Annotated in this window: 17 protein-coding genes and 2 pseudogenes; 5 read left to right on the top strand and 14 right to left on the bottom strand. The window is 60.4% G+C overall.

Translation table 11 applies throughout. The features are described from left to right. Positions 1–24 precede the first annotated feature (24 nt). From X742_RS141965 to X742_RS1000000176830, 8 genes are all read right to left on the bottom strand, one after another. Positions 25–1,662 (bottom strand): methyl-accepting chemotaxis protein, encoded by a 1,638-nt coding sequence (locus X742_RS141965; protein ID WP_031248639.1) that lies wholly within the window; start codon positions 1,660–1,662, stop codon positions 25–27. Positions 1,663–2,368: 706 nt separating this feature from the next. Next, entirely contained in the window at positions 2,369–3,406 is a 1,038-nt protein-coding gene (locus X742_RS141970; RefSeq protein ID WP_023775200.1) for an IS110 family transposase, read from the bottom strand. A gap of 410 nt (positions 3,407–3,816) precedes the next feature. Then, positions 3,817–5,061, bottom strand: coding sequence for an adenylate/guanylate cyclase domain-containing protein (locus tag X742_RS141975; RefSeq protein ID WP_023775199.1), 1,245 nt, complete (start codon positions 5,059–5,061; stop codon positions 3,817–3,819). Beyond that, on the bottom strand, positions 5,058–5,447 hold the full coding sequence (locus X742_RS141980) for a response regulator (protein ID WP_023775198.1): 390 nt from the start codon (positions 5,445–5,447) through the stop codon (positions 5,058–5,060). The genes X742_RS141975 and X742_RS141980 overlap by 4 nt, the downstream gene beginning before the upstream one ends. Further along, positions 5,444–8,476, bottom strand: a complete 3,033-nt coding sequence (locus tag X742_RS141985; protein ID WP_023775197.1) for a GAF domain-containing protein — start codon at positions 8,474–8,476, stop codon at positions 5,444–5,446. Before X742_RS141985 ends, X742_RS141980 begins: the two co-directional genes overlap by 4 nt. Positions 8,477–8,706: 230 nt before the next feature. Next, positions 8,707–9,912 (bottom strand): hypothetical protein, encoded by a 1,206-nt coding sequence (locus tag X742_RS1000000176840; RefSeq protein WP_023775196.1) that lies wholly within the window; start codon positions 9,910–9,912, stop codon positions 8,707–8,709. Between the two features lie 5 nt (positions 9,913–9,917). Further along, entirely contained in the window at positions 9,918–10,313 is a 396-nt protein-coding gene (locus X742_RS1000000176835; protein WP_023775195.1) for a hypothetical protein, read from the bottom strand. After that, the gene (locus X742_RS1000000176830; RefSeq protein WP_023775194.1) at positions 10,310–10,600 is read right to left on the bottom strand and encodes an adenylate/guanylate cyclase domain-containing protein; all 291 of its coding nucleotides are present in this window, start codon (positions 10,598–10,600) and stop codon (positions 10,310–10,312) included. The genes X742_RS1000000176835 and X742_RS1000000176830 overlap by 4 nt, the downstream gene beginning before the upstream one ends. 482 nt (positions 10,601–11,082) lie before the next feature. On the opposite strand from X742_RS1000000176830, the gene X742_RS0138815 reads away from it, so the two are divergent. Next, entirely contained in the window at positions 11,083–12,468 is a 1,386-nt protein-coding gene (locus X742_RS0138815; protein WP_031248636.1) for an FAD-binding oxidoreductase, read from the top strand. A 69-nt stretch (positions 12,469–12,537) separates the two neighbouring features. Next, positions 12,538–12,852 carry a hypothetical protein gene (locus X742_RS1000000174405; protein ID WP_023775191.1) on the top strand — a complete coding sequence of 105 codons (315 nt, stop codon included), beginning with the start codon at positions 12,538–12,540 and terminating at the stop codon, positions 12,850–12,852. A 31-nt stretch (positions 12,853–12,883) separates the two neighbouring features. Here the strand turns inward: X742_RS1000000174405 and X742_RS141990 are convergent, their stop codons facing one another. Then, positions 12,884–13,066: a hypothetical protein gene (locus tag X742_RS141990; RefSeq protein WP_023775190.1), complete on the bottom strand. Its 183-nt coding sequence runs from the start codon at positions 13,064–13,066 to the stop codon at positions 12,884–12,886. A 317-nt stretch (positions 13,067–13,383) separates the two neighbouring features. Between X742_RS141990 and X742_RS141995 the strand changes: the two genes are divergently transcribed. Both X742_RS141995 and X742_RS02020 read left to right on the top strand, forming a co-directional pair. Then, the gene (locus X742_RS141995) at positions 13,384–14,415 is read left to right on the top strand and encodes an acyltransferase (protein ID WP_023775189.1); all 1,032 of its coding nucleotides are present in this window, start codon (positions 13,384–13,386) and stop codon (positions 14,413–14,415) included. Positions 14,416–14,584: 169 nt separating this feature from the next. Beyond that, positions 14,585–15,057: pseudogene (locus X742_RS02020) on the top strand (leucine zipper domain-containing protein); the annotation flags it as partial. A 173-nt stretch (positions 15,058–15,230) separates the two neighbouring features. Here the strand turns inward: X742_RS02020 and X742_RS142000 are convergent. Beyond that, complete coding sequence (locus X742_RS142000) at positions 15,231–15,470, bottom strand: hypothetical protein (RefSeq protein ID WP_023775187.1); 240 nt, start codon at positions 15,468–15,470, stop codon at positions 15,231–15,233. 318 nt (positions 15,471–15,788) lie between these two features. Here X742_RS142000 and X742_RS1000000174400 point away from each other — a divergent pair, with 318 nt between their 5' ends. Next, positions 15,789–16,532, top strand: coding sequence for an AAA family ATPase (locus X742_RS1000000174400; RefSeq protein WP_023775186.1), 744 nt, complete (start codon positions 15,789–15,791; stop codon positions 16,530–16,532). 74 nt (positions 16,533–16,606) lie between these two features. Here X742_RS1000000174400 and X742_RS1000000173340 read toward each other — a convergent pair. From X742_RS1000000173340 to X742_RS142020, 4 genes and pseudogenes are all read right to left on the bottom strand, one after another. Beyond that, a pseudogene (locus tag X742_RS1000000173340) lies at positions 16,607–16,915 on the bottom strand (DUF4158 domain-containing protein); the annotation flags it as partial. Positions 16,916–17,013: 98 nt separating this feature from the next. Continuing rightward, a complete protein-coding gene (locus tag X742_RS142010; protein ID WP_023775185.1) occupies positions 17,014–17,853 on the bottom strand; it encodes an ATP-binding cassette domain-containing protein in 840 nt (279 codons plus the stop codon). A gap of 9 nt (positions 17,854–17,862) precedes the next feature. After that, positions 17,863–18,153, bottom strand: coding sequence for a hypothetical protein (locus X742_RS142015; RefSeq protein ID WP_348524196.1), 291 nt, complete (start codon positions 18,151–18,153; stop codon positions 17,863–17,865). Next, on the bottom strand, positions 18,039–19,331 hold the full coding sequence (locus X742_RS142020) for an alanine racemase (protein WP_023775183.1): 1,293 nt from the start codon (positions 19,329–19,331) through the stop codon (positions 18,039–18,041). Before X742_RS142020 ends, X742_RS142015 begins: the two co-directional genes overlap by 115 nt. Between the last annotated feature and the right edge of the window lie 3 nt (positions 19,332–19,334).

Genomic DNA, 19,334 nt, shown 5'->3' with positions numbered 1-19,334 from the left:
TATCACCTCCGGGTAGCAGCTCAGCTATGCTCTCAACTTGAACCTGGAAATGCTGCTTCGCAGCCCGCCCGAAACTTGATTGAGGTCGTCGATCGCGAGCGTGGATTGTTGAAGCGACTCGACTGTTTGCTGAGCCGCATCGCTCAGCTGTGTCAGCGTATCGCTGATCTGCCCTGCACCGGTAGCCTGAGCTTGCATGCCCTCATTGGCAACTTCGAAGCGCGGCACCAGGCCTTGCACCTGTTGAATGATTTCGAAGAGTTGCCCGCCAACCTGCTGAACCTCCTGCATGCCGCGACGGACCTGCTCGGAAAACTTGTCCATCCCCATAACACCAGCCGCTACTGCCGACTGGATATCCTTGACCATCTGCTCAATGTCGTAAGTGGAAACGGCCGTCTGATCGGCGAGCCTTCGAATTTCGGTCGCCACCACTGCAAAACCGCGACCATATTGGCCCGCCTTCTCGGCTTCGATCGACGCATTAAGGGAAAGCAGGTTTGTCTGATCGGCCACCTTGGTGATGGTCGTCACCACCTGATTGATGCCGCCAGCCTTCTCGCTCAGGATCGCGAGCTTGGAATTGATGGCGCTGGCCGCGTCCATCACCTGCTGCATGGTCGCTTCCATGCGGGTCAGTCCCGCCTGTCCGCCGCCGGCGACCGCTGCCGTTTGCTCGGCGACCGCCGAGACCTCGTTCATCGTGCGGACGAGCTCGTTCGACGTGGCGGAGATCTCCTTTGCCGTCGCGCGGATTTCCGTAGTGGTCGCTGCGATTTCAGTTGCAGTCGCCTGTTGTTGCTTGGAGGTGGCGGCAATTCCGGTGATGGAAGTGTTGACCTGGATGCTGGATTTCTGAATCTGGCCAATAAGCGTGGTGAGATCGTCCGCCATTGCATTGAAGCCATCAGCAAGCATGCTGAACTCGTCCCGGCGCCCGACGTTGAGCCGGCCGCTGAAGTCGCCTTGCCGCATCAACTGAACGGCATCGACCAGGCGGGTGAGCGGCCCAGTAATGGCGCGGAACAGGAAATACCCGCAAAGAAAGGCCAACCCGAGGGCTACAAGCAAGCCAAATGCCAAACCCACTTCTGCCGTGTTGACGATCTCACTGATCCGTTGCGTCGCGCTGTCTGCCTCGCCTCTGTGATCATCAACCATCGCTTGCAGGGCAGACTGCAATTTCAGAAAAATCGGCTCGACGGTGTTCTTGATGGCCGGGCGTTCATTGGGGGCTTCACCTTTTGACAAGGCAGCCCGGCTTGCATCCAGCACAGCAGTTTCTGCCTGACGAAATTGGTTGGCGAGGTCTTTGACGACGGCGTAGTTCTGCTTGTCGACATCCGAAAAGATGGTTCGTTCATAGTCGTCCATCAACCGCTGTACGCGGTCGCGATTGCCCACGATGGTGCTTTCAACCACGCTTTTGTCCGTCGGATTGTCCTGAAGGGCATATTCCTGAAGCAGGCTATGAGCCGTTATCTGACCCATCATGATCTCTGTGCTGTGATAGAGATCTGGGAGGATGCCCTTTTCGACCTCGGTCGCTTCCTGCTGCGTCTGAAGAAACCATACGTACGTGATCACACCTATCACGCACATGACTACCAGGATGGCAGCGAAACTCACGAGTATGCGGTGACGTATCGTCAGGCTTTTCATGGATGGTTCCGCCATTGGGGCATTTTGCGCTAGCGCGACTAGCACCATTTGTTCCGACGATTCGAACAGGCGTGTCGAAACCAGCAGTCTGATCCTGAATGGTTTCTTTTCCGTTCAACCGGCGCCAAACGCTATGGGCCGGCCGCGTCGCAGAGCCTGTGCTCCATTGGAGCGCACAACGCGCTGTTACGCAAACATGCATATTGGCCAAAATCCCCCTGCGGGCCGGACAACTTTGTTGTAGGTGTATGGCTGAAAGCAAGGCTGCCGGAGGGAGCGATTATTCCGCTTCAACCATGAGCTCCGGCGAAGCTGCTCAAGTCATTCGGGCTACCATCTTATCAAGCATAGTGGGCCCATTGTGGTTTAAGCAAACCGCAAACCATTCTGAATACCGAGCCGGGCAAATGTCCTCTGTGGATGGCTCCCGCGATGCAAGAGGTAATTCGACATTATGGCGCGTTGGTCGGGTGCAGTCTTCTGTCCGGCCTTTTGATGCAGCCATTCGAGACTGCTGGCCCTGATGGGGTCGGCGAACTGGGTCCCAATCTGCTTATCAGGCTATGATGCCTCGGACATTCGACGGGTTGTCCCTGTTCCCGGCCTGACCGGTCTCGCCATCACATCGCGTCGCTCTCACAACCTCATGGAGCCGATCGATCGGCTCGAACTGTTCTCGGCCCTTAAAATTTCATCTCTTCGAACCTTACGCCGCAAGGCTCGCGGCATGGCGAGCTTGATAGGTTTCGCCGCGCGCCATGATCGCCCACACCACGCGGGCCATCTTGTTTGCCATGGCTACGCTTGCCACGCGCGCTGGCTTCCTGGCGAGCAACGCGAGGAGGCGCGGATCCGCAGCCTCGGGCTTATGCCTTGCCCGTCGGATCAGAGAGGTCGCGCCGATCACCAGGAGCTTTCTCAGATACCGGTCGCCCATCTTGGTGATGTGCCCGAGACGGTCCTTTCCGCCGCTCGAGTTTTGCGAAGGTGTCAGCCCAAGCCAGGCGGCGAACTCTCGACCCGAGCGGAACTGTCCCGGATCGGCAACGGATGCAGCCAACGCTGTAGCCCCTACCGGACCGATACCGGGGATCGTCGACAAGCGTCGTGCGACGTCGTCGGTTCGTTGGAGGGCACTGATCGAACGGTCGATCGCCTGGAGACGAACATGGGTGTCGAGCACCTGCCCGCACAGGAGACCGAGAACCTGCGTTGCCATTGCCGGCACTTCCGGCCTCGCTTCCTTCGCGGCGATCTGGTGCGCCAGCCTGAGCGCCCGCTCCAAACCTTGGGGAATGTCGATGCCGAACTCAGCCAACAAGCCGCGGATCATGTTCACGAGTTGCGTGCGCTGCTTGACCAGAAGATTGCGTGTGCGGTGAAGCGACAGGGCCGCCTGTTGCTCGGCCGACTTCATCGCCACGAAGCGCATGGTCGGGCGTGTCACCGCTTCGCAGATCGCTTCCGCGTCCACCGCATCATTCTTGCCGCGCTTCACATAAGGCTTCACGTAGCTCGGCGGCATCAAGCGGACCTCATGGCCGAGCTCCGTCAGTTCTCGAGCCCAGTGATGTGACGTCCCGCAGGCCTCGATCCCGATCAGGCAGCGCGGTAGCTTGACGAAGAACGGCAGAACTTGCGATCGGCGCAGTGCCTTGCGCACAACAACGTCTCCAGACGCGTCCACGGCGTGAACTTGAAAAATGCGCTTGGCCAGATCGAGGCCCACGGTGGTAATCTGCATGGCGGATGGCTCCTTCGCTCGGGTTGCCTGACAGCAAACCCACTGTGGCACTCAGATGCCGGGAGCGGGAGCCATCCACCTCATCTGCTTTCAGAGCACGATCCAACCCGACGGAACGGCAGGCATGAGGCGCATTGCCGTCCGGCAGCTTCGGGGCCGAAGGCTGCCAGTCCGCTTTGCGCAGCCAAGATGGAAAGGCAGAAATTCGCCTGAAGGGGCGGCCGCCCGAAGCTCACCCAAGTCGGACGGGCTGCAGGAACCCGAGGCCGTCGCTTATCGATGGTCAAGGATGTTACATTGCGAGCCATCCTACGATCGACGCGCCCGCCGGTGCCGTCCACGTATTGCAGAATTGGGAACGAGCCTCAGAAATAGAAGGGAGAGGAAGCGGGCGTTAAACATCGAATCGATCAATCCATGTTGATCCGCGGACCTGTTGCCCCGTTCAGCAAGCGCTTCAAATGGAAGCTCGCAAGCTGGTCCCCTGCGCGCCTGCCTACTTCAGCAGCGAACGAGGTGACCGCACTAGGGTCGCCGGCTTCCAGCTTAGCGAAGGCGGCCAGGTAATCCTTCGTCGCGAGGTCGTCGCATTGCTCAGGCCTTAGTGGCTCGTAAGCGCGCAGCGACTCCGTTCGTCCTCTCAACACGAGGTCACCCACCGGCCGCCCTCGGAAATTCATAACTTGCCTCGCGACGCTCTCGCTCACGCAAATACGGGTGCCGAGTTGTTTGTTGGCGGCTTCCAGCCGCGCCGCGATGTTGATCGTGTCTCCATAGGCCGTGTAGTCGAAGAAGCGGGCGCCGCCGAAATTGCCGACGATCGCCGGCCCGGCGTGGGCGCCGATACGGGTGGGGCCGAGCGCCACGCCCCTGGCGCGCCAGCCGGCGCGGAAGTCTTCCGAAAAGTCGTCGAGGTCAAGCGCGCAGGCGACGGCGCGGGGGGCATGGTCGGGCTGCTCGCCCGGCGCGCCGAAGAGCACATGCAGTGCGTCCCCCACGATCTTGGCCACCGTGCCCTCGTGGTGGAAAACGATGTCAGTCATGCCGGCGAGGTACACGTTTAGCAGTTCGCCCAGTACCGCCGGGTCGAGCGTTTCCGCAAGCGCAGTGAATCCGGCGATGTCAGTAAACAGCGACGCCACCTCGCGTCGCCGCCCGGCAAGCTCGCCAGCGTCGTTGGCGAGCCGCTCGGCGAGATTGGGCGAGAAGTAGCGCGACAGCGAGGCGTGCGCGCGCTCGGCCGCCACCTGCTTGCCCCGCGCGTCGCGCAGAAGTGCAAGGTGCCTCAGCGTCTTGGCGATAGTCGTCTCCAAGTCGGCGAAATCGATCGGCTTCATAAGGAAATCAAAGGCTCCGCGGTTCATTGCCGTGCGGATGTTAGCCATGTCGCCGTAGGCCGACACGATGATGGTCGACAAACGCTCCTCGGCGTCCTGGAGCTTCGCAAGCAGCGACAGCCCGTCCATGCGCGGCATGTTGATGTCGGCAACGACCATTTCGATTCCGGGATTGGCGGCGATCACGTCCAGCGCCTCGACGCCATCGCGGGCAAAGATAAAGCTCACGTCGCCGTCGCGGATCTGGCGGCGGAACTTTTGCAGGACGAGCGGCTCCAAGTCCGGCTCGTCGTCGACGACGAGGATCAGCGCCGTCACGCCGCGAGCCCGACGCGGGCGTCGATCTCGCCGCGCAGCGCAACAAAATCGAGGGGCTTCGTCAACAGCGCCTCGGCGCCGTTTTCGAGCGCCTTCCGCTTGGTCTCGGCGTCGCCATATGCGGTGATCATAATCACGGGCACATCGGGACGCAACGCCTTCGCTTTCGGCAGGAGCTCGAGGCCGCTCATGCCCGGCATGTTGATGTCCGATAGGATGAGGATCAGCGAGGCACTTTCCGCCGCCTCGATCACCCTGAGAGCGTGCAGCGCCGAAAGCGCGAATGCCATGTCGAAGCGCCCGGCTCTCAGGTCGCGCCGGAACTGCTGCCGGAAAAGCAGCTCGATGTCGGGTTCGTCGTCGACGATCAGGATGAGCAGACTCAAGCGCTTCCTCCAGCTTTGGCGAGCGTTGCGGCGCTGCGCGGCAAAACGATGCGGAATTCGGTGAAGGAACCCAGCTCGGTGTCGACCTCTATGGTGCCAGCGTGCTGTTTCACGACGATGTCGTGGCTTAACGACAGACCGAGCCCCGTTCCCTCGCCCGCCGGCTTGGTGGTGAAGAACGGGTTGAACATCTTTTCCTTCACCTCCGGCGGGATGCCGGTGCCGTTGTCGCGGATCCTGATCTCGACCGCATCGCCCAGGTTCTTCGTCGATGCCGCCAGCACCGGCTCGTAGCCGGTTTCGCCATCAGCCGCACGCCGTTTCGTTGTCGCGTAAAAGCCGTTGGAGATCAGGTTCAACAGCACGCGGGTGATCTCCTGCGGAAAGAGATCGACCTTACCGGCGCCCGGATCGAAATTCCGTTCCAGCATGATATTGAAGCCTTTTCCCTCGGCGCGGGCGCCATGATAGGCGAGGTTCAAGCTCTCCTCCACGACCGCATTGATGTCGATCGGCCGGTGCTCGCCGGAGCCCGAGCGCGAATGGAGCAGCATGTTCCTGACGATCGAGTCGGCGCGCTTGCCGTGCTGTACGACCTTGTCGAGATTGCCCTTCAGCATCTCCGATAACTCGTCAATCTCCTTGCGGGTCTTGTCGTCAAGCGCCGCGCCTTGCAACGCCTCGAGCAGCTCCACGATAAGGTCGCCGGACAGCGAGGAGAAGTTGTTGACGAAGTTGAGCGGGTTCTTGATCTCGTGAGCTATTCCCGCGGTCAGCTGGCCGAGCGAGGCGAGCTTTTCGGTCTGCACGAGTCGATCTTGGGCCTTGCGCAGGTCGTCGAGCGAGCGCGACAGTTGCTCGGTGCGCGCCTGCACCTCGTCGAACAGGCGGACGTTCTCGATGGCGATGACCGCTTGATCGGCGAAAGTCTTCAGAAGCTCTACTTGCTTGGCGGCAAGAACGCCCGTCTCAGCGCGCCCGACTGCTATGCAACCAATGGGCAGGCCGTCACGCAGCATCGGCACGGCGACAGCGCTGCGCAGGCCCGAAAAAGCCGCCGCGGCGCGATGCGTGAATTCATTGTCTAAAGTGAGGTCCGGGATCTGCGCCACGTCAAGATAGAGGATCGCCCGTTCGGCGGCGCTGCCGCGAGTAGGAGCCACGGGAAAGGTGTTGCGTACTATATGAACGCTTTCTTCGGTGATGCCGTGATGCGCCACGAAATGCAGAAGCTCGCCATCATATCTGTAGACGAAGCAGAACTGCGCTTCGCACAGACGGGCGGCACTTTGCGCTATCATGTTGAACACCGGCTGCACATCAGTGGGCGAGCGGCTGATGACGCTAAGCACATCGCTGGTCGCCGTCTGGTACTCTAGCGCCTCGGTAGCCTCCCGCGTCCGCTGCTGCACTTCCTCGAACAAGCGGACGTTCTCAATCGCGATGACGGCCTGGTCGGCGAAAGTCTTCAGCAGTTCGAGCTGCTTGTCGGTGAATGGCCTTGCCTCGGCGCGCCGGATCATTATCGCTCCGATGACGTCCTCCTCGCGCAGGAGCGGAGCCGCAAGGATTGCGCGGAATCCGAGCCGTCGCGCAAACTCGGCTCCGACCGGAAACTCCCTGCCGGCCTCCTGCAAATCAAGGACATGCACCGGCGCGCGATCGAGCACCGCGCGGCCGGTGACCACGTCGCGGGCGACCGGCAGGCCGGTGTCGTCGACGGGGATCGGCCCGTGATGGGCTCCCACCGCCAGCCGACCGGCGCGTCGCAGGTAGATCGTCGCGTCATAGGCGTCGCAGAGGCGCGCGGCGCTTTCGGCGACGGCGTCAAGGACCGGCTGGATGTCGGTCGGTGACGCGGCGATGACGCGCAGTATGGCGCCCGTCGCAGTCTCCCGCTCCAGCGCCTCGGTTACTTCGCGATTGCGCGCCTGCACCTCGTCGAACAGGCGCACATTCGCGATGGCGATAGCAGCCTGATCGGCGAAGGTCTCCACCAGTTCGATCTGGCGTTGTGAGAACGGCCCCACGGTCCGTCTCGCCATGCCGAAGACGCCGATCACGTCTTGGCCTCGCTTGAGGGGTACCGAAAGGGCCGCGCGGAAATGGCCCATGCTCGCCGCTTCCGGCCTTTTGTATTCCATATCCTGGGACACATCGGGCACATGGACGGTTGCCCCTTCGAGGGCCGCTCGACCTTGAAATGTCCCACGCCCGATCGGGTGTGGATGGCTCTTCTCGTAAGCGCGAAGTTCATCCGTCCAACCGGTCCCGGTCATGACCTGTAGCCGATCGCCATCGCGTAGTGAGATCGAGCCCATATCTCCGCCTGCCAGGCGGATCGCCGAATCGAGTAGCGTCTGCAATACAGGTTCAAGGTCGAAGGCCGACCGGCTGATGACCTTGAGCACGTCGGCGGTCGCAGTCTGCTGAGCAAGCGCTTCGGTCAGTTCGGCCGTCCGTGCCTGAACTTCTTCGAACAGCCGCACGTTCGAGATAGCGATCACGGCCTGGTCGGCGAAGGTCTTCAGAACCTCGATCTGCCTGTCGCTGAACGGTCTCACCTCTCTTCGCCGCAGGCTAATCGCACCGATCGCTCTTCCCTCCCCCACGAGAGGTGTCGCCAGAATGGTGCGAAAGCCGTACTGAATGGCCTTTTCCCGTCCTGCCGCGAATTCGGCGCCGGCCTCGGACAGGTCTTCGACCTGGACGGTCCTCGCATCGATCACCGACCGCGCCATCACCCGGTCTCGCTCCAGTGGCCACGGCGCCTCATCGACCGCAATTGGGCCCCAATGCGCACCGAGATGGAGCATATCGTTCTTCTTGAGACGGATGATTACGTCATAGGCATCGCAAAGACGGGCGGCGCTCGCCGCCACAGCGTCGAGGACCGGCTTGATATCGGTTGGCGACGAGGCGATGACGCGAAGCAGCTCGCCGGTCGCCGTCTCGCGTTCGAGCGCTTCGTTGAGCTCCCGCGTGAGATGCCCAATCCTAGCTTCGAGTTCGCCGTGTGATTGCCGCATGCAGGTTCTAGCCCTCGGTCGCAGCGCTGCCCACTAGGTCGAGATGCGAACCATAGGCAGAACGAAAGTAGAAATACTAGGTCGCCCAACGGTTTGGGCCGAAAACGGAACGTCTCTTTCGGAATGATGGGGCTAGAAAGCCCACCTATTTCATCCAGGTTGGTCCCAACGGCTTTGCGTCAGCATCAGACGACACCAGGGAGGCTTAAGCGTCGTTTGCCCTTAGCCCTTTACGCATTGAGGCAGACGGAAAGGCTTTGCAAGGCTGGCAAGTTTTTCAGGAAGCGCAATGCCGCAAAACCAGCGGCAAGCATCGTTTCGGCGAGCTTCTTGCGCTCTGTCTCATTAAACCCAGGCTCGTTCGCAAAGCTCTCGGCGGTCAAATCTGGGTGATGCGTCAACGCCTCCTTTTTAGCTGCCTCCGCCTTCTCCCGCTCATCGAGCGCGGCATAACTGGCAGCCCGAATAGCCCAGCTCAATCGGGTACGGCTCTCGACCGGCTCCTTGTCGATGACGCGCAGGGTGTCTTTATAGCGTTCGGCCATGAAGTAGGCGATGTAGAATGACCCCGCCATGACGGGCGGGTAGTTGGGGTCGAGTCGGATCGCCTGATCCGCAAGCTCGCCGCCGCGTTCAGGGTCGCCGAACGTGCTCGCCCAGCTGGCGGCCAGGATCAGGATATTGGCTGAGCCGGGATTTAGACGCAGCGCGGTGTCGAGTTCCGCCTTTCCGCGTCCGTAGTCCCCATCATACAGGATTTGGTTGGCCAAGACAGCATGAGCCGCGCCGTCCATAGGATCCATGTCCACCGCCCGCTGCGCCGCCTCCAATGCGAGCGGGTGAGCCGTTGCGTAGTCAGCCCCGAACCAAGTCGTGTGATCATAGGCCCATGCAAGATCCGCCCACGCGCGGGCAAGCTTAGGGTCCTCGTCAAGCACTTGCTTGAACAGCCCAATGGCCTCGTCAGTTCCCTCCTTGGTCGGCGCCATGAGCCTCTCGCGGGCGAGGAGATACTTCTCATATGCGCTGAGGTTCCCCGGCCGCTTGCGCTGTGCTGCCCTGTGCTCAGCCTCCATGATCGCCCCGGTGCCGCCGAGGCGGCTGGCAGCCTGCTTCACGATTTCCGTCTGGAGCGCAAACACATCCTCCGACGGTCGATCCCAGCGATCGGACCAGATATGGACGCCTGTTTTAGCGTCGATAAGCTGGGCGGTGACGCGGATTTGATCGGCTGCGCGTTGGACGGAGCCTTCAAGCATATATCGCACTTTCAGATCAGCGCCGACCTGACGGACGTCGATCGGCTTTCCAGCGTAGACCGCAGTGGAATTTCGAGCAATTACATAAAAGTCAGCAAGATCGGTGATGAGGTCCTCGGTTATGCCGTCGGCTAACCTCCCCGAGGATTCGTCGCCACCAATGTTGTCGAAGGGCAAAACTGCTATAGCTGGCTTGTCAATGGCGTTATNAGCCTCCCCGAGGATTCGTCGCCACCAATGTTGTCGAAGGGCAAAACTGCTATAGCTGGCTTGTCAATGGCGTTATCAGTCGGCCTCAGCCACCAGGTTCCGGCTGCCGCAACTGCGAGCAAAACGCCGGCCATCGCGACCATTGGCAGCCATTGGCGACGGCGGCGCGCATGCAGCTTCCTGGCCCGCGGCGCCCCGTCCATTCTAACGCTATAGGTCCGCACTGGGTCAGAAATGTTCTTGACCCGTTGCTCGCCCATATTGTCGAGCGGCAGGCTGATTTTGCCTTTCATCTGATCGTAGGCGGTGCCAGAGAGGACCACGCCGCCAGGCGGGGAGAGCTGCTCCAGCCGTGCCGCAACGTTCACGCCGTCGCCGAAGAGATCGTCCCTTCGACCACCACATCGCCCAGGTTGATCCCGATCCGAAGGACGATGCGCCGATCAGGAGCGCTGCCCGCTTGATGTACGGCGACGCCTTTCTGCATTGCTACCGCGCACGCCACGGCATCGACGACCGAGTTGAACTCGACCAAGCTTCCGTCGCCCATCAGCTTGACGATACGGCCCTTATATTCTGCGAGTATGGGATCGACGATATCAGCCCGCAACGCCTTGAACGACGAAAGAGTCGCGGCCTCATCCGCGTCGATCATTCGCAAAAAACCGACTATGTCAGTCGCCATGATCGCCGCTAAGCGCCCGTCTACTCGGGCACCTGTCAAGGAACACCCTCCGCTCTGCGGTCCGACCGGATAGTTTGTCAATCCTCCGGGCATCGATTGCGACGCAGTCGACGCCAATAGACCATCCTAAAGCATTGCGCTCGCAAAAGGGAGTGCCCGCTTCGGGCTAGACCCGGTCGTCATACCGCCCAAGCCGAACATCTGCTTTCGGGAGACGATCAAGGAACCTCAGCGACCGACATGAGGCGCATTGCTGCTCGACAGGATTGGGGCGGCCAGCGGACTGACAGCTTTCGAGCACATCCAATTGGCAAAGCAGCCACTCACGCTCCGAGCGCCGCTGATCGGGTCGAGAGTGTTTTCGGCATCACAGGCACGCCAACCGATGCTATGCTAACTTTCGCCTCGAGGCGTGAGCTTACGCGAGGACGTTGAGGAGGAGGATGTAGCAGGTGACGGAGCTTCAGAACCGCAGTGGTGTGCCGATTGGCGCCGATCTTATCGATGAGTTTACTTCCGGGTTGGCTGGACGCTCAATCCGGCCCGCTGATGCCGAATACGACGCGGCGCGCCGTATTTGGAACGCGGCAATCGACCGACACCCAGGATTGATAGCACGCTGCCTCGGTGTCGCTGATGTAATCCACGCGGTGAGATTCGCTGCTCAGAACGACCTTCTTGTCGCGGTGCGTGGGGGCGGTCACAATGTCGCCGGGCGGGCGTTATGCGACAACGGCATCGTCATCGACCTCTCCGCTATGCGTGGCGTGCTGGTTGAGCCCAAAACCCAGACCGTGCGAGTTCAGGGCGGCGCGACGCTTGGCGATCTCGACCGAGAGGCGCATCTGCATGGGCTGGCGGTGCCGGTCGGCGTCGTCTCGAAGACCGGCGTTGCCGGTCTGACGCTCGGCGGCGGCGTAGGCTGGCTGGTGCGCAAGCACGGACTGAGTTGTGACAATGTAATCTCGTTTGAGCTGGTGACTGCGGAGGGCCACCTGCTGACGGCCAACGCGGCAGACCACCCCGACCTCTTCTGGGCTTTGCGCGGCGGAGGCGGCAATTTCGGCATCGTCACCTGCTTCACCTTCCGGGCGAAGAAAATATCTTCGGTGCTCGGCGGCCTGATTGTTCATGCCCGCGACAAGTCCGGCCAGGTGTTGCGCTTCTATCGCGACTTCATGGCTACGGCGCCGGAGGAACTGACTGCTTACGCGGCCATGCTGACGACGCCGGACGGCATGCCGGCGGTCGGCATAATCACATGCTGGTGCGGTGACGTGGACGAAGGCACGCGCGTGCTGGCGCCGCTGCGAGCCTTCGGTCCACCGCTGCTTGACGCCATCCAGGCAATGCCTTTCCCGTCTATGCAGAAGCTGCTGGACGGCGCATTCCCGGACGGCACCCACAATTACTGGAAGGCGAGCTTCGTTCCGCAGCTTACCGACGCGATCATCGACCTGCTTGTCGAGCATGGAAATCGGATGGAGTCGCCTCTTTCGGCCTGCATAGTAGAGTTCTACGGCGGCGCGCCCGGCCGGATCAGTTACGCGGACTCCGCCTTCGTCCAGCGGAACGCAGAATACAACATCGGGATGACTGCACAGTGGACGGATGCGGCCGAAAGCGAAAGGCATATTGCTTGGGTACGGGCCATGTATGATGCATTCGAGCCGCATTCGAGCGGCATGCACCTTCTGAATTTTCTGAGCGAGCCCGCGGACCAAGTGATCCGCGCCTCCTTCGGCGACAATTACAGCCGGCTTGCCGAGGTAAAAAGGAAATACGACCCTACCAACTTTTTTAGCGTCAACCAGAACATCTCGACCGCGACACATTAGGCGCTCTTCGAGAAAAGCCAGGTGAGCTGATCCACGCTTTCCCTTGGATGGGAGTGTGATTGCAGCATTATGGCGCATCCTTATTTCGTCGTCATCGTCGGCGACGGGCGTTCAGAACGGCTGAATCTGGTGCTGGACTCTTCAGCCAAGCCGTGTGCTGCGCGACGCGCTTGCTGGTCCATCCAGCTGCTGATTCTAGATCGCGAGGGTCCGTTTCCGAGCGCAGACGACGTGGTCTCAATGTCTGAAATGAGGCGCAAAGCTGGCCGGCAGATTAGGGGCCGCAATCAGAGCGACAGCTTTCGTGATAATCGCGTCGACAAGCCGCCATTCAGCCTGACGACCCAGAGCCGATTTTCGTCGACCTATATTGATACTCAATAGTCGACGCAATAACGAACACCGCCACGAAAAATCAACCTGCGGAATCGGGACGATTGACATTGCCGCCGTCGGTGTCGTGTCGCAGCACTGCGCTCAGTCGTTCCTTGTCTTGGGCAGGCTGACGTTCGATCTCCCGCTCCGCGGCTTCGATGCCGTCCAAAGCCGCCAACGCAACGATCAGATTACCGTTGTCCAGGCCCTGTTCGAGCAGCATGGACCAGGTCGCCAAGCGGGGATGCTGGCGGGGCAGATTGGCATCTAAGTGTCTCGGCGTCAGTCCCAGAATGTATGATCCCCCAGCCCCAACGGTCGGAACCGACATCCAGAACGGGCGGTGTTCTTCACCGCCCCATTCCAGGCGGAGAACGCTCGTGTTCGCGGCAGTGTTCTGTTGTCGCCAAGTTGCAACTCGCCTACCGCTACTCTTCATGACCCAAGCTTCCAGTTGGCGGTCGGCGCTAATCAGCATCATTGACGAATGGCGCAGGCGCGCTACGTCTCGGTCTTGTTTGATCTCATTGCTTGCACCCAATGACCGCCTCGCGAAGACTCAGCGCTCTTGACGGATTGCGAGGTCTGGCCGCCCTTGGCGTGGTTGCCTACCACTACGTCGACAGGCCCGCCTACTATGGCCTGCTTGGCGTCGAGTTGTTCTTTGTGATCAGCGGGTTCGTGATCCTTATGACGCTCGAGCGAGTGAAATCGTTAACCGAATTTGTCATCGGTCGTGCGGCCCGTTTGTATCCTGCATATTGGCTTTCAATCGGCGTAGCCGGCCTTTTCCTATGGATGACTGATCAAACCACCGGTCGAACCATACTGATCAATGCCACGATGCTGCAGGCCTTTCTTTACGCGCCTAACCTTGTTAGTCCATATTGGAGCTTAGCGTATGAACTCGTGTTCTACGCTACCATGGCGGTGATTTTCAAAATCAGCCAACTCCAGAATATAGACGCTATATCGATTGCCTGGCTAACGCTTATGATTTTGCTTAGAGGCGCAATCCTGCTAAGCGGCCACGGGTGGGGCTTCTACAATGACTGGATGGTGCAGTCGCTTCTAATGCCGCAGTTCGGACATCTGTTTATCGCCGGCATGATGCTCTACCGCATCCGCACCGACCGAGCGACGAAATTGACTTGCGTTGCGCTTATCCTGGCGGTTTTTTATTCGCTTTTTGGGCGCCCGGATTGGGCGCACATCAGTCCGATTCTCTACTTCTTGGTCAATGCAGCATTCATCTCTGCCGTTTGGGCTGCTTCGTCGGATCGAGCATTACTTCTCGCGACCCCATTGCTGGTTCGCGTAGGGGTTTGCTCTTACTCGCTCTACGTATTGCATGTGCCGGTGAAGCTGGTTTTGAGCCATCTGTTCGGTCAACTTAGCGGACAGCCCTGGTTCGTGATCACGGTCCTTTTCCCGGCTGCGATTGGCACGGCCGTCGTTTCGCGGAGGTACATTGAGCAACCAGTTCAGTTGTGGGCCAGGAAGCTGATCACGCCGGCTCGGATGGTCGACGAGCGAAGGCCTAGCATCACGCCGACCGTCGGCGGCCGCTAGTCCTCCGGGCGCCGCGCTATTTGGGGCGGACATTCCATCCATGACTGGTGCTGCAAGGTGGGTTCCTCCGCCCCCGCTGAATGCGGATCACAGGTTGGCTAGGTTGTCCATTCGGACCAAACCGAGGAGACTGGAGATACCACGCTTCAGCACTCACCGGAGGGTCCGAATGAACATCCACCAGAATGCCCGTCTCACGCCTCTGCATCGAGAGGAGATGGCGCTTTTGGTGATAGAAGGCGGCCTTTCCACAGCCTATGCGGTGCGGACCTATGGCGTGTCACCCAAGATTGTGGCGCGCTGGGTCGAGCGCTACAAGACCGAAGGCAGTAAAGGGATGGCCGACCGTTCGTCACGGCCCAACGTCATGCCGGGTCTGACCAGCCAGGCCGTGGCCGAGCGCATCGTCGTCCTGCGCCGCCAGCGGCTGACCGGCAAACACATCGCCGTGGCGGTGAGCGTCTCGCCCGCCACCGTCAGCCGGGTTCTCAGGCGTGCCGGATTGTCGCGTCTGAAGGACATCGCGCCAGCCGAACCGATCCGCCGCTACGAACGCGAGCATCCCCGCGACATGATCCACATCGCCACATCGACATCAAGAAGCTCGGACGATTTGAACGGGTTGGCCACCGCATATGTGGGCTGGCGCTACCCAGCCGTAGGGGCGGTGCCGTGCGCTCCGGGGCGCTGTAACGAGTCGGTTTAATATTAGGTTTCACTAACATGAAGGAAGTCCGCGACCACGCTGCTCGCCAATGCGGCCTCGGCCTCGCCATCGGCCTGGGAATCGCCGTAGCGGGTTAATCGTATAGCGTTCATTCCGCCTTAGGACGCACCGGCCCGGTAGTGTTCCACTGGATGAACTCGACTTCCTTCCCCGTCACTTCCCGCACAGACTTCAACAGCGCCTCATGCAGGGTTCGCGTGGCGCGGTAATGCTCGCAATGGGGCGAGATGAATGGCTTGATGATGCTCTTGTGCAGAGCCTCTGCGGCCGTCAGGAAGCGGTCGATTTCTGCCTGGGAAAGCTGTTTGGATGGTTTTGACCTAGCCATGGTGGCGATCTCCGTTTGAGGGGTTCGCCGCAACGAAAGGATTATATTCCTCGCCAGCGTCCGCTTGCAAGAAGGTGCGTAAGAATGCCTGCTATTTTCCCGAAAGTTCTTGAGGCGTGACGTAGCTTCTCTTCGCCCTTCAGGAACCGCACGCGGCCGACCAGACGCGGCCTTAGCCGTCGACCTTTTCCTTCGCAAGACCTTTCGGCGGCGGGGCCCCGGTCTTACTCACGATACGGTCATTCGTACGGATGACGCATTTCCTGGTTCGTTGGCTAAGATTACTATCGGACGGCTCCCCTCAGTCTGGATTGAAAGATGATCTTGGAGCTATTTGGGCCCTCCGGTGCTGGTAAGACCACCTTGGCCTCCGAGTTGGCGCGCGTTCTGCGAGGTCAGGGCCAGCCCGTTCTTTTGCAGATCGCTGACCGTGCACACCCGGTTAGAAGAGCCGCCTTTAAACTGGTTTCTGGCGTTCATTCAAAGTGTATTGCACAGCATTCTCTCGGAGAACTGTTTGAGATTCTCCCACCCAAGAACGAGATGTGGGCAGCTCGTCTGCACTGGCATCTTGAGGCTCTTCTTCAAGCTTGGCGCGCCGCAATGGCATCTAATCCAAAGATCTCAATTTTTGATCAAGGTATGGTTCAATTCGTATCCTCACTGGTTTTGTTCAGCGGAATAACGGATCGTGAACGAGTGTCGCGTGCTCTCGAGCTTCTGCCCAAACCGGACCTTCTTGTCCAATTGCGGGCGCCAAGACGAATTCTAGAGGCTCGGTTGAGGGAACGCCGGCGTACTCTCGGAATCATTCAGAAGTTCCTCGATCTTGATCTGCAGAGCAGTCTTGATCAAATCGAACACGTTAAGCTGGTCGAGGAAGAAATTAAGTCGTTCCTGGTACCCACTATTTGCGTCGAAAGCTTGGATTCAGACGGCCTCAGAGCCGCCACCCGAGTAATAGCGCTTCGATTAACAAGTTTGCGCGGCGCGGCCGATATCCAAACGGGCTGGGTATCAACGAAGAGAGATCGCCGACGAGAGCAAGATGTTGCGGACTAGGAACGGCCACGCTAACGCCATCCACGGCGCACCTCCTTTTATCAACCACTTGAACAGAGCGAGCCCGCTCCATCCGTTTGTGACCGTGCGGCCAGATAAACCATCAAGCGAGCAATGTGATCGCGACGCGTTTCTTCACGGCGTGCATAGAGCGCAAACTTTCCAGCGTCGGCGCCAATCTGCTCAGCTACGTACTTTAGCATTGCGCGAGGCGGAGTTTCATCGGCCGCTAACACCCTGCCCGGATATCGCATCAGGCAGAGCTGAACGGCAAATCCGAGCTGATTGTGTTCTCGTCTGNCTAACACCCTGCCCGGATATCGCATCAGGCAGAGCTGAACGGCAAATCCGAGCTGATTGTGTTCTCGTCTGCGAAGTCCAATCTAAAACCTGTCAGCCGACAACAACGAATAGTGTCGGATGAGCGCTGCGTGAGGCACTTGGTGTTGCCCTGGCGGGAGGCTCTCAGAGATAGTTCCTGCTATTGCTGCTGCAGGCCAGTGATCATGGCAATGATCTCGTTCTTATCGGTCTTCGCGGTCTCGCGAATTCCAATCTGCTTGCCACGCCTCAGCACGCAGATGCGATCCGAGAGCTTGAAGACCTGGTCGAGGCTGTGGCTGATGATCAGGATGCCGACATTGCGCTGCTTCAGCGACTGGACGATAGCCTCCACCCGGGCGGTTTCGGCAACGCCCAGCGCCGCTGTCGGCTCATCCAGCAGGATCAGCTTGCTTGCCCAATGCGTGGCGCGCGCGATCGCAACGCCCTGGCGCTGGCCGCCGGAGAGATCACGAATAGTGGCGTGGGCGGAGGGGATGCGCACGTCCAGTTCCTTCACCAGTTTCTCGGTCTCGTCGATCATGCGGCGGCGGTCGAGCAGACCGANACGAATAGTGGCGTGGGCGGAGGGGATGCGCACGTCCAGTTCCTTCACCAGTTTCTCGGTCTCGTCGATCATGCGGCGGCGGTCGAGCAGACCGAGGCGGTTCAGCGGCTCGCGGCCGAGGAACATGTTCATGTAGACCGTCTGCTGGTCGGCCAGCGCCAGGTCCTGGTAGACGACCTCGATTCCGTGCGAGCGCCCCATGGTGGCGTTCGACATCGTCACCGGTTTTCCTTCGATGATGATGGTGCCGGAAGAGGGCGGGTGGACGCCCGAGACGATCTTGACCAGCGTCGACTTGCCGGCGCCGTTGTCGCCGACAAGTGCAACGATCTCGCCCGGGAAAACCTGGAGCGAGAAGCTCTCGATCGCGGTGATGCCGCCGAAATTCTTGCGAATGTCCTGCAGCTGAAGGATGGGCGCGCTCAAGGTCATGTGTTTCTCCTAGACGGGCCAGGCATAGGGTTCACCGAACCCGTTCTCGATGGTTTCCACTTTCGGATTGCCCGTCGAAATGCCCGAGATGCCGACAATATGGGCGCGGGTGACGAAGGCCTGGCCACGGAAGCCGAACACGGCGCTGTCGCCAGGCTTTGGCGCGTTCGCGCCGGCGGCATCAATCATGGCGTAGTAGTCGATCGCCGAGGGCGGCGGCACCTCAACGCTGCGCAGTGCCGAGCCTGCCGTCGTCGGCTCGGCCGAGACGATTGCCTTGAGTTCATAGTCGGGGAAGATCGGGTCGATGTAGAAGCCGCCGCCAAGGCAATAGGCCTTGCCGCCCGAGAGATNGAGATGCCGACAATATGGGCGCGGGTGACGAAGGCCTGGCCACGGAAGCCGAACACGGCGCTGTCGCCAGGCTTTGGCGCGTTCGCGCCGGCGGCATCAATCATGGCGTAATAGTCGATCGCCGAGGGCGGCGGCACCTCAACGCTGCGCAGTGCCGAGCCTGCCGTCGTCGGCTCGGCCGAGACGATTGCCTTGACGTCATAGTCGGGGAAGATCGGGTCGATGTAGAAGCCGCCGCCAAGGCAATAGGCCTTGCCGCCCGAGAGATGCGAGACCTCGGTGAGATAGAGCACCGCCGGCAGCTCCGGCAAATCTTCCATGACATGCAGCGCCGTGGTGCCATGCAGTCCATTCCCGGGCTCGCACTGGGTCGCGCCAGCTTCGGCGAGTGCCGCCAGCATAACGCTCGAGGTGGTGCCCGGCGCGTTGATCTCGATGCCCTTGCGGCCTGTCTTGGCCAGCGCTTCGGCCGCGTTGGCGAGCGTCGCCAGATTGGGGGTCGGCAGCACTTTTCGCGAGGCATGGTCGAACAGCAAAGCAGGGAAAGTGGTGATGCCGGCGAAGCGGCCGCCGGCCAGTGCATCGAGGCGGTCGGCGACATCGACGATGTCGGCGGCGTCGAAGCCGCCTTCATGGCCGCGGTAGAAAATATCGCCTTCCGCCGATATGCGAGCCAGCAGCTCCTGCACATAGCCGGCCGCCTTGGCGCCTGCCGCAGCTTCCCCAGCCTTGGCATCGTTGAACACGGTCCAGTAGTCCGGCTTGAAGGTTTTCGCCGCAGCCGCCGCTTCGAATTTTGCGACCTGCTGGAGATGGCCGAGATGGCCAAGCTTCATGCCTGCGTTGTGGGTGGCGCGGGCGCAGGCCATGTCAACGGCGACCGCGCGGTCGATGCCGCCGCGCGTCACCGCCCGGCAGAACGACGAGGAGCGGCCGACCTGCTTGGTCATGGCGAAGATCTTCAGGCCGTTGCGGCTGGCTTCGTCCTTGAGAATCCGCGCATTGGCCTCAACCGTGTCTAGATCCAGCACATAAGCATTGGCCGGCAGCTTACCTTGCTGGTGCAACCGCATAGCTGCTTCAATGAAAGCGGGGTTGCGGCGGCGCAGAACGTCGAGAAACATGTA

The organism is Mesorhizobium sp. LNHC229A00, from assembly GCF_000502415.1.
GTDB lineage: Bacteria > Pseudomonadota > Alphaproteobacteria > Rhizobiales > Rhizobiaceae > Mesorhizobium.
The sequence above is the reverse complement of the archived record's forward strand: the minus strand, read 5'-3'. Positions and strand labels throughout refer to the sequence as shown.

Excerpts from the sequence above, each read along its gene's own strand:
- X742_RS141965 (WP_031248639.1), bottom strand. The coding sequence starts at position 1,662 with ATGAAAAGCCTGACGATACGTCACCGCATACTCGTGAGTTTCGCTGCC.
- X742_RS141970 (WP_023775200.1), bottom strand. The coding sequence starts at position 3,406 with ATGCAGATTACCACCGTGGGCCTCGATCTGGCCAAGCGCATTTTTCAA.
- X742_RS141985 (WP_023775197.1), bottom strand. The coding sequence starts at position 8,476 with ATGCGGCAATCACACGGCGAACTCGAAGCTAGGATTGGGCATCTCACG.
- X742_RS1000000176830 (WP_023775194.1), bottom strand. The coding sequence starts at position 10,600 with ATGATCGACGCGGATGAGGCCGCGACTCTTTCGTCGTTCAAGGCGTTG.
- X742_RS1000000174405 (WP_023775191.1), top strand. The coding sequence starts at position 12,538 with ATGGCGCATCCTTATTTCGTCGTCATCGTCGGCGACGGGCGTTCAGAA.
- X742_RS141990 (WP_023775190.1), bottom strand. The coding sequence starts at position 13,066 with ATGCTGCTCGAACAGGGCCTGGACAACGGTAATCTGATCGTTGCGTTG.
- X742_RS141995 (WP_023775189.1), top strand. The coding sequence starts at position 13,384 with ATGACCGCCTCGCGAAGACTCAGCGCTCTTGACGGATTGCGAGGTCTG.
- X742_RS142000 (WP_023775187.1), bottom strand. The coding sequence starts at position 15,470 with ATGGCTAGGTCAAAACCATCCAAACAGCTTTCCCAGGCAGAAATCGAC.
- X742_RS1000000174400 (WP_023775186.1), top strand. The coding sequence starts at position 15,789 with ATGATCTTGGAGCTATTTGGGCCCTCCGGTGCTGGTAAGACCACCTTG.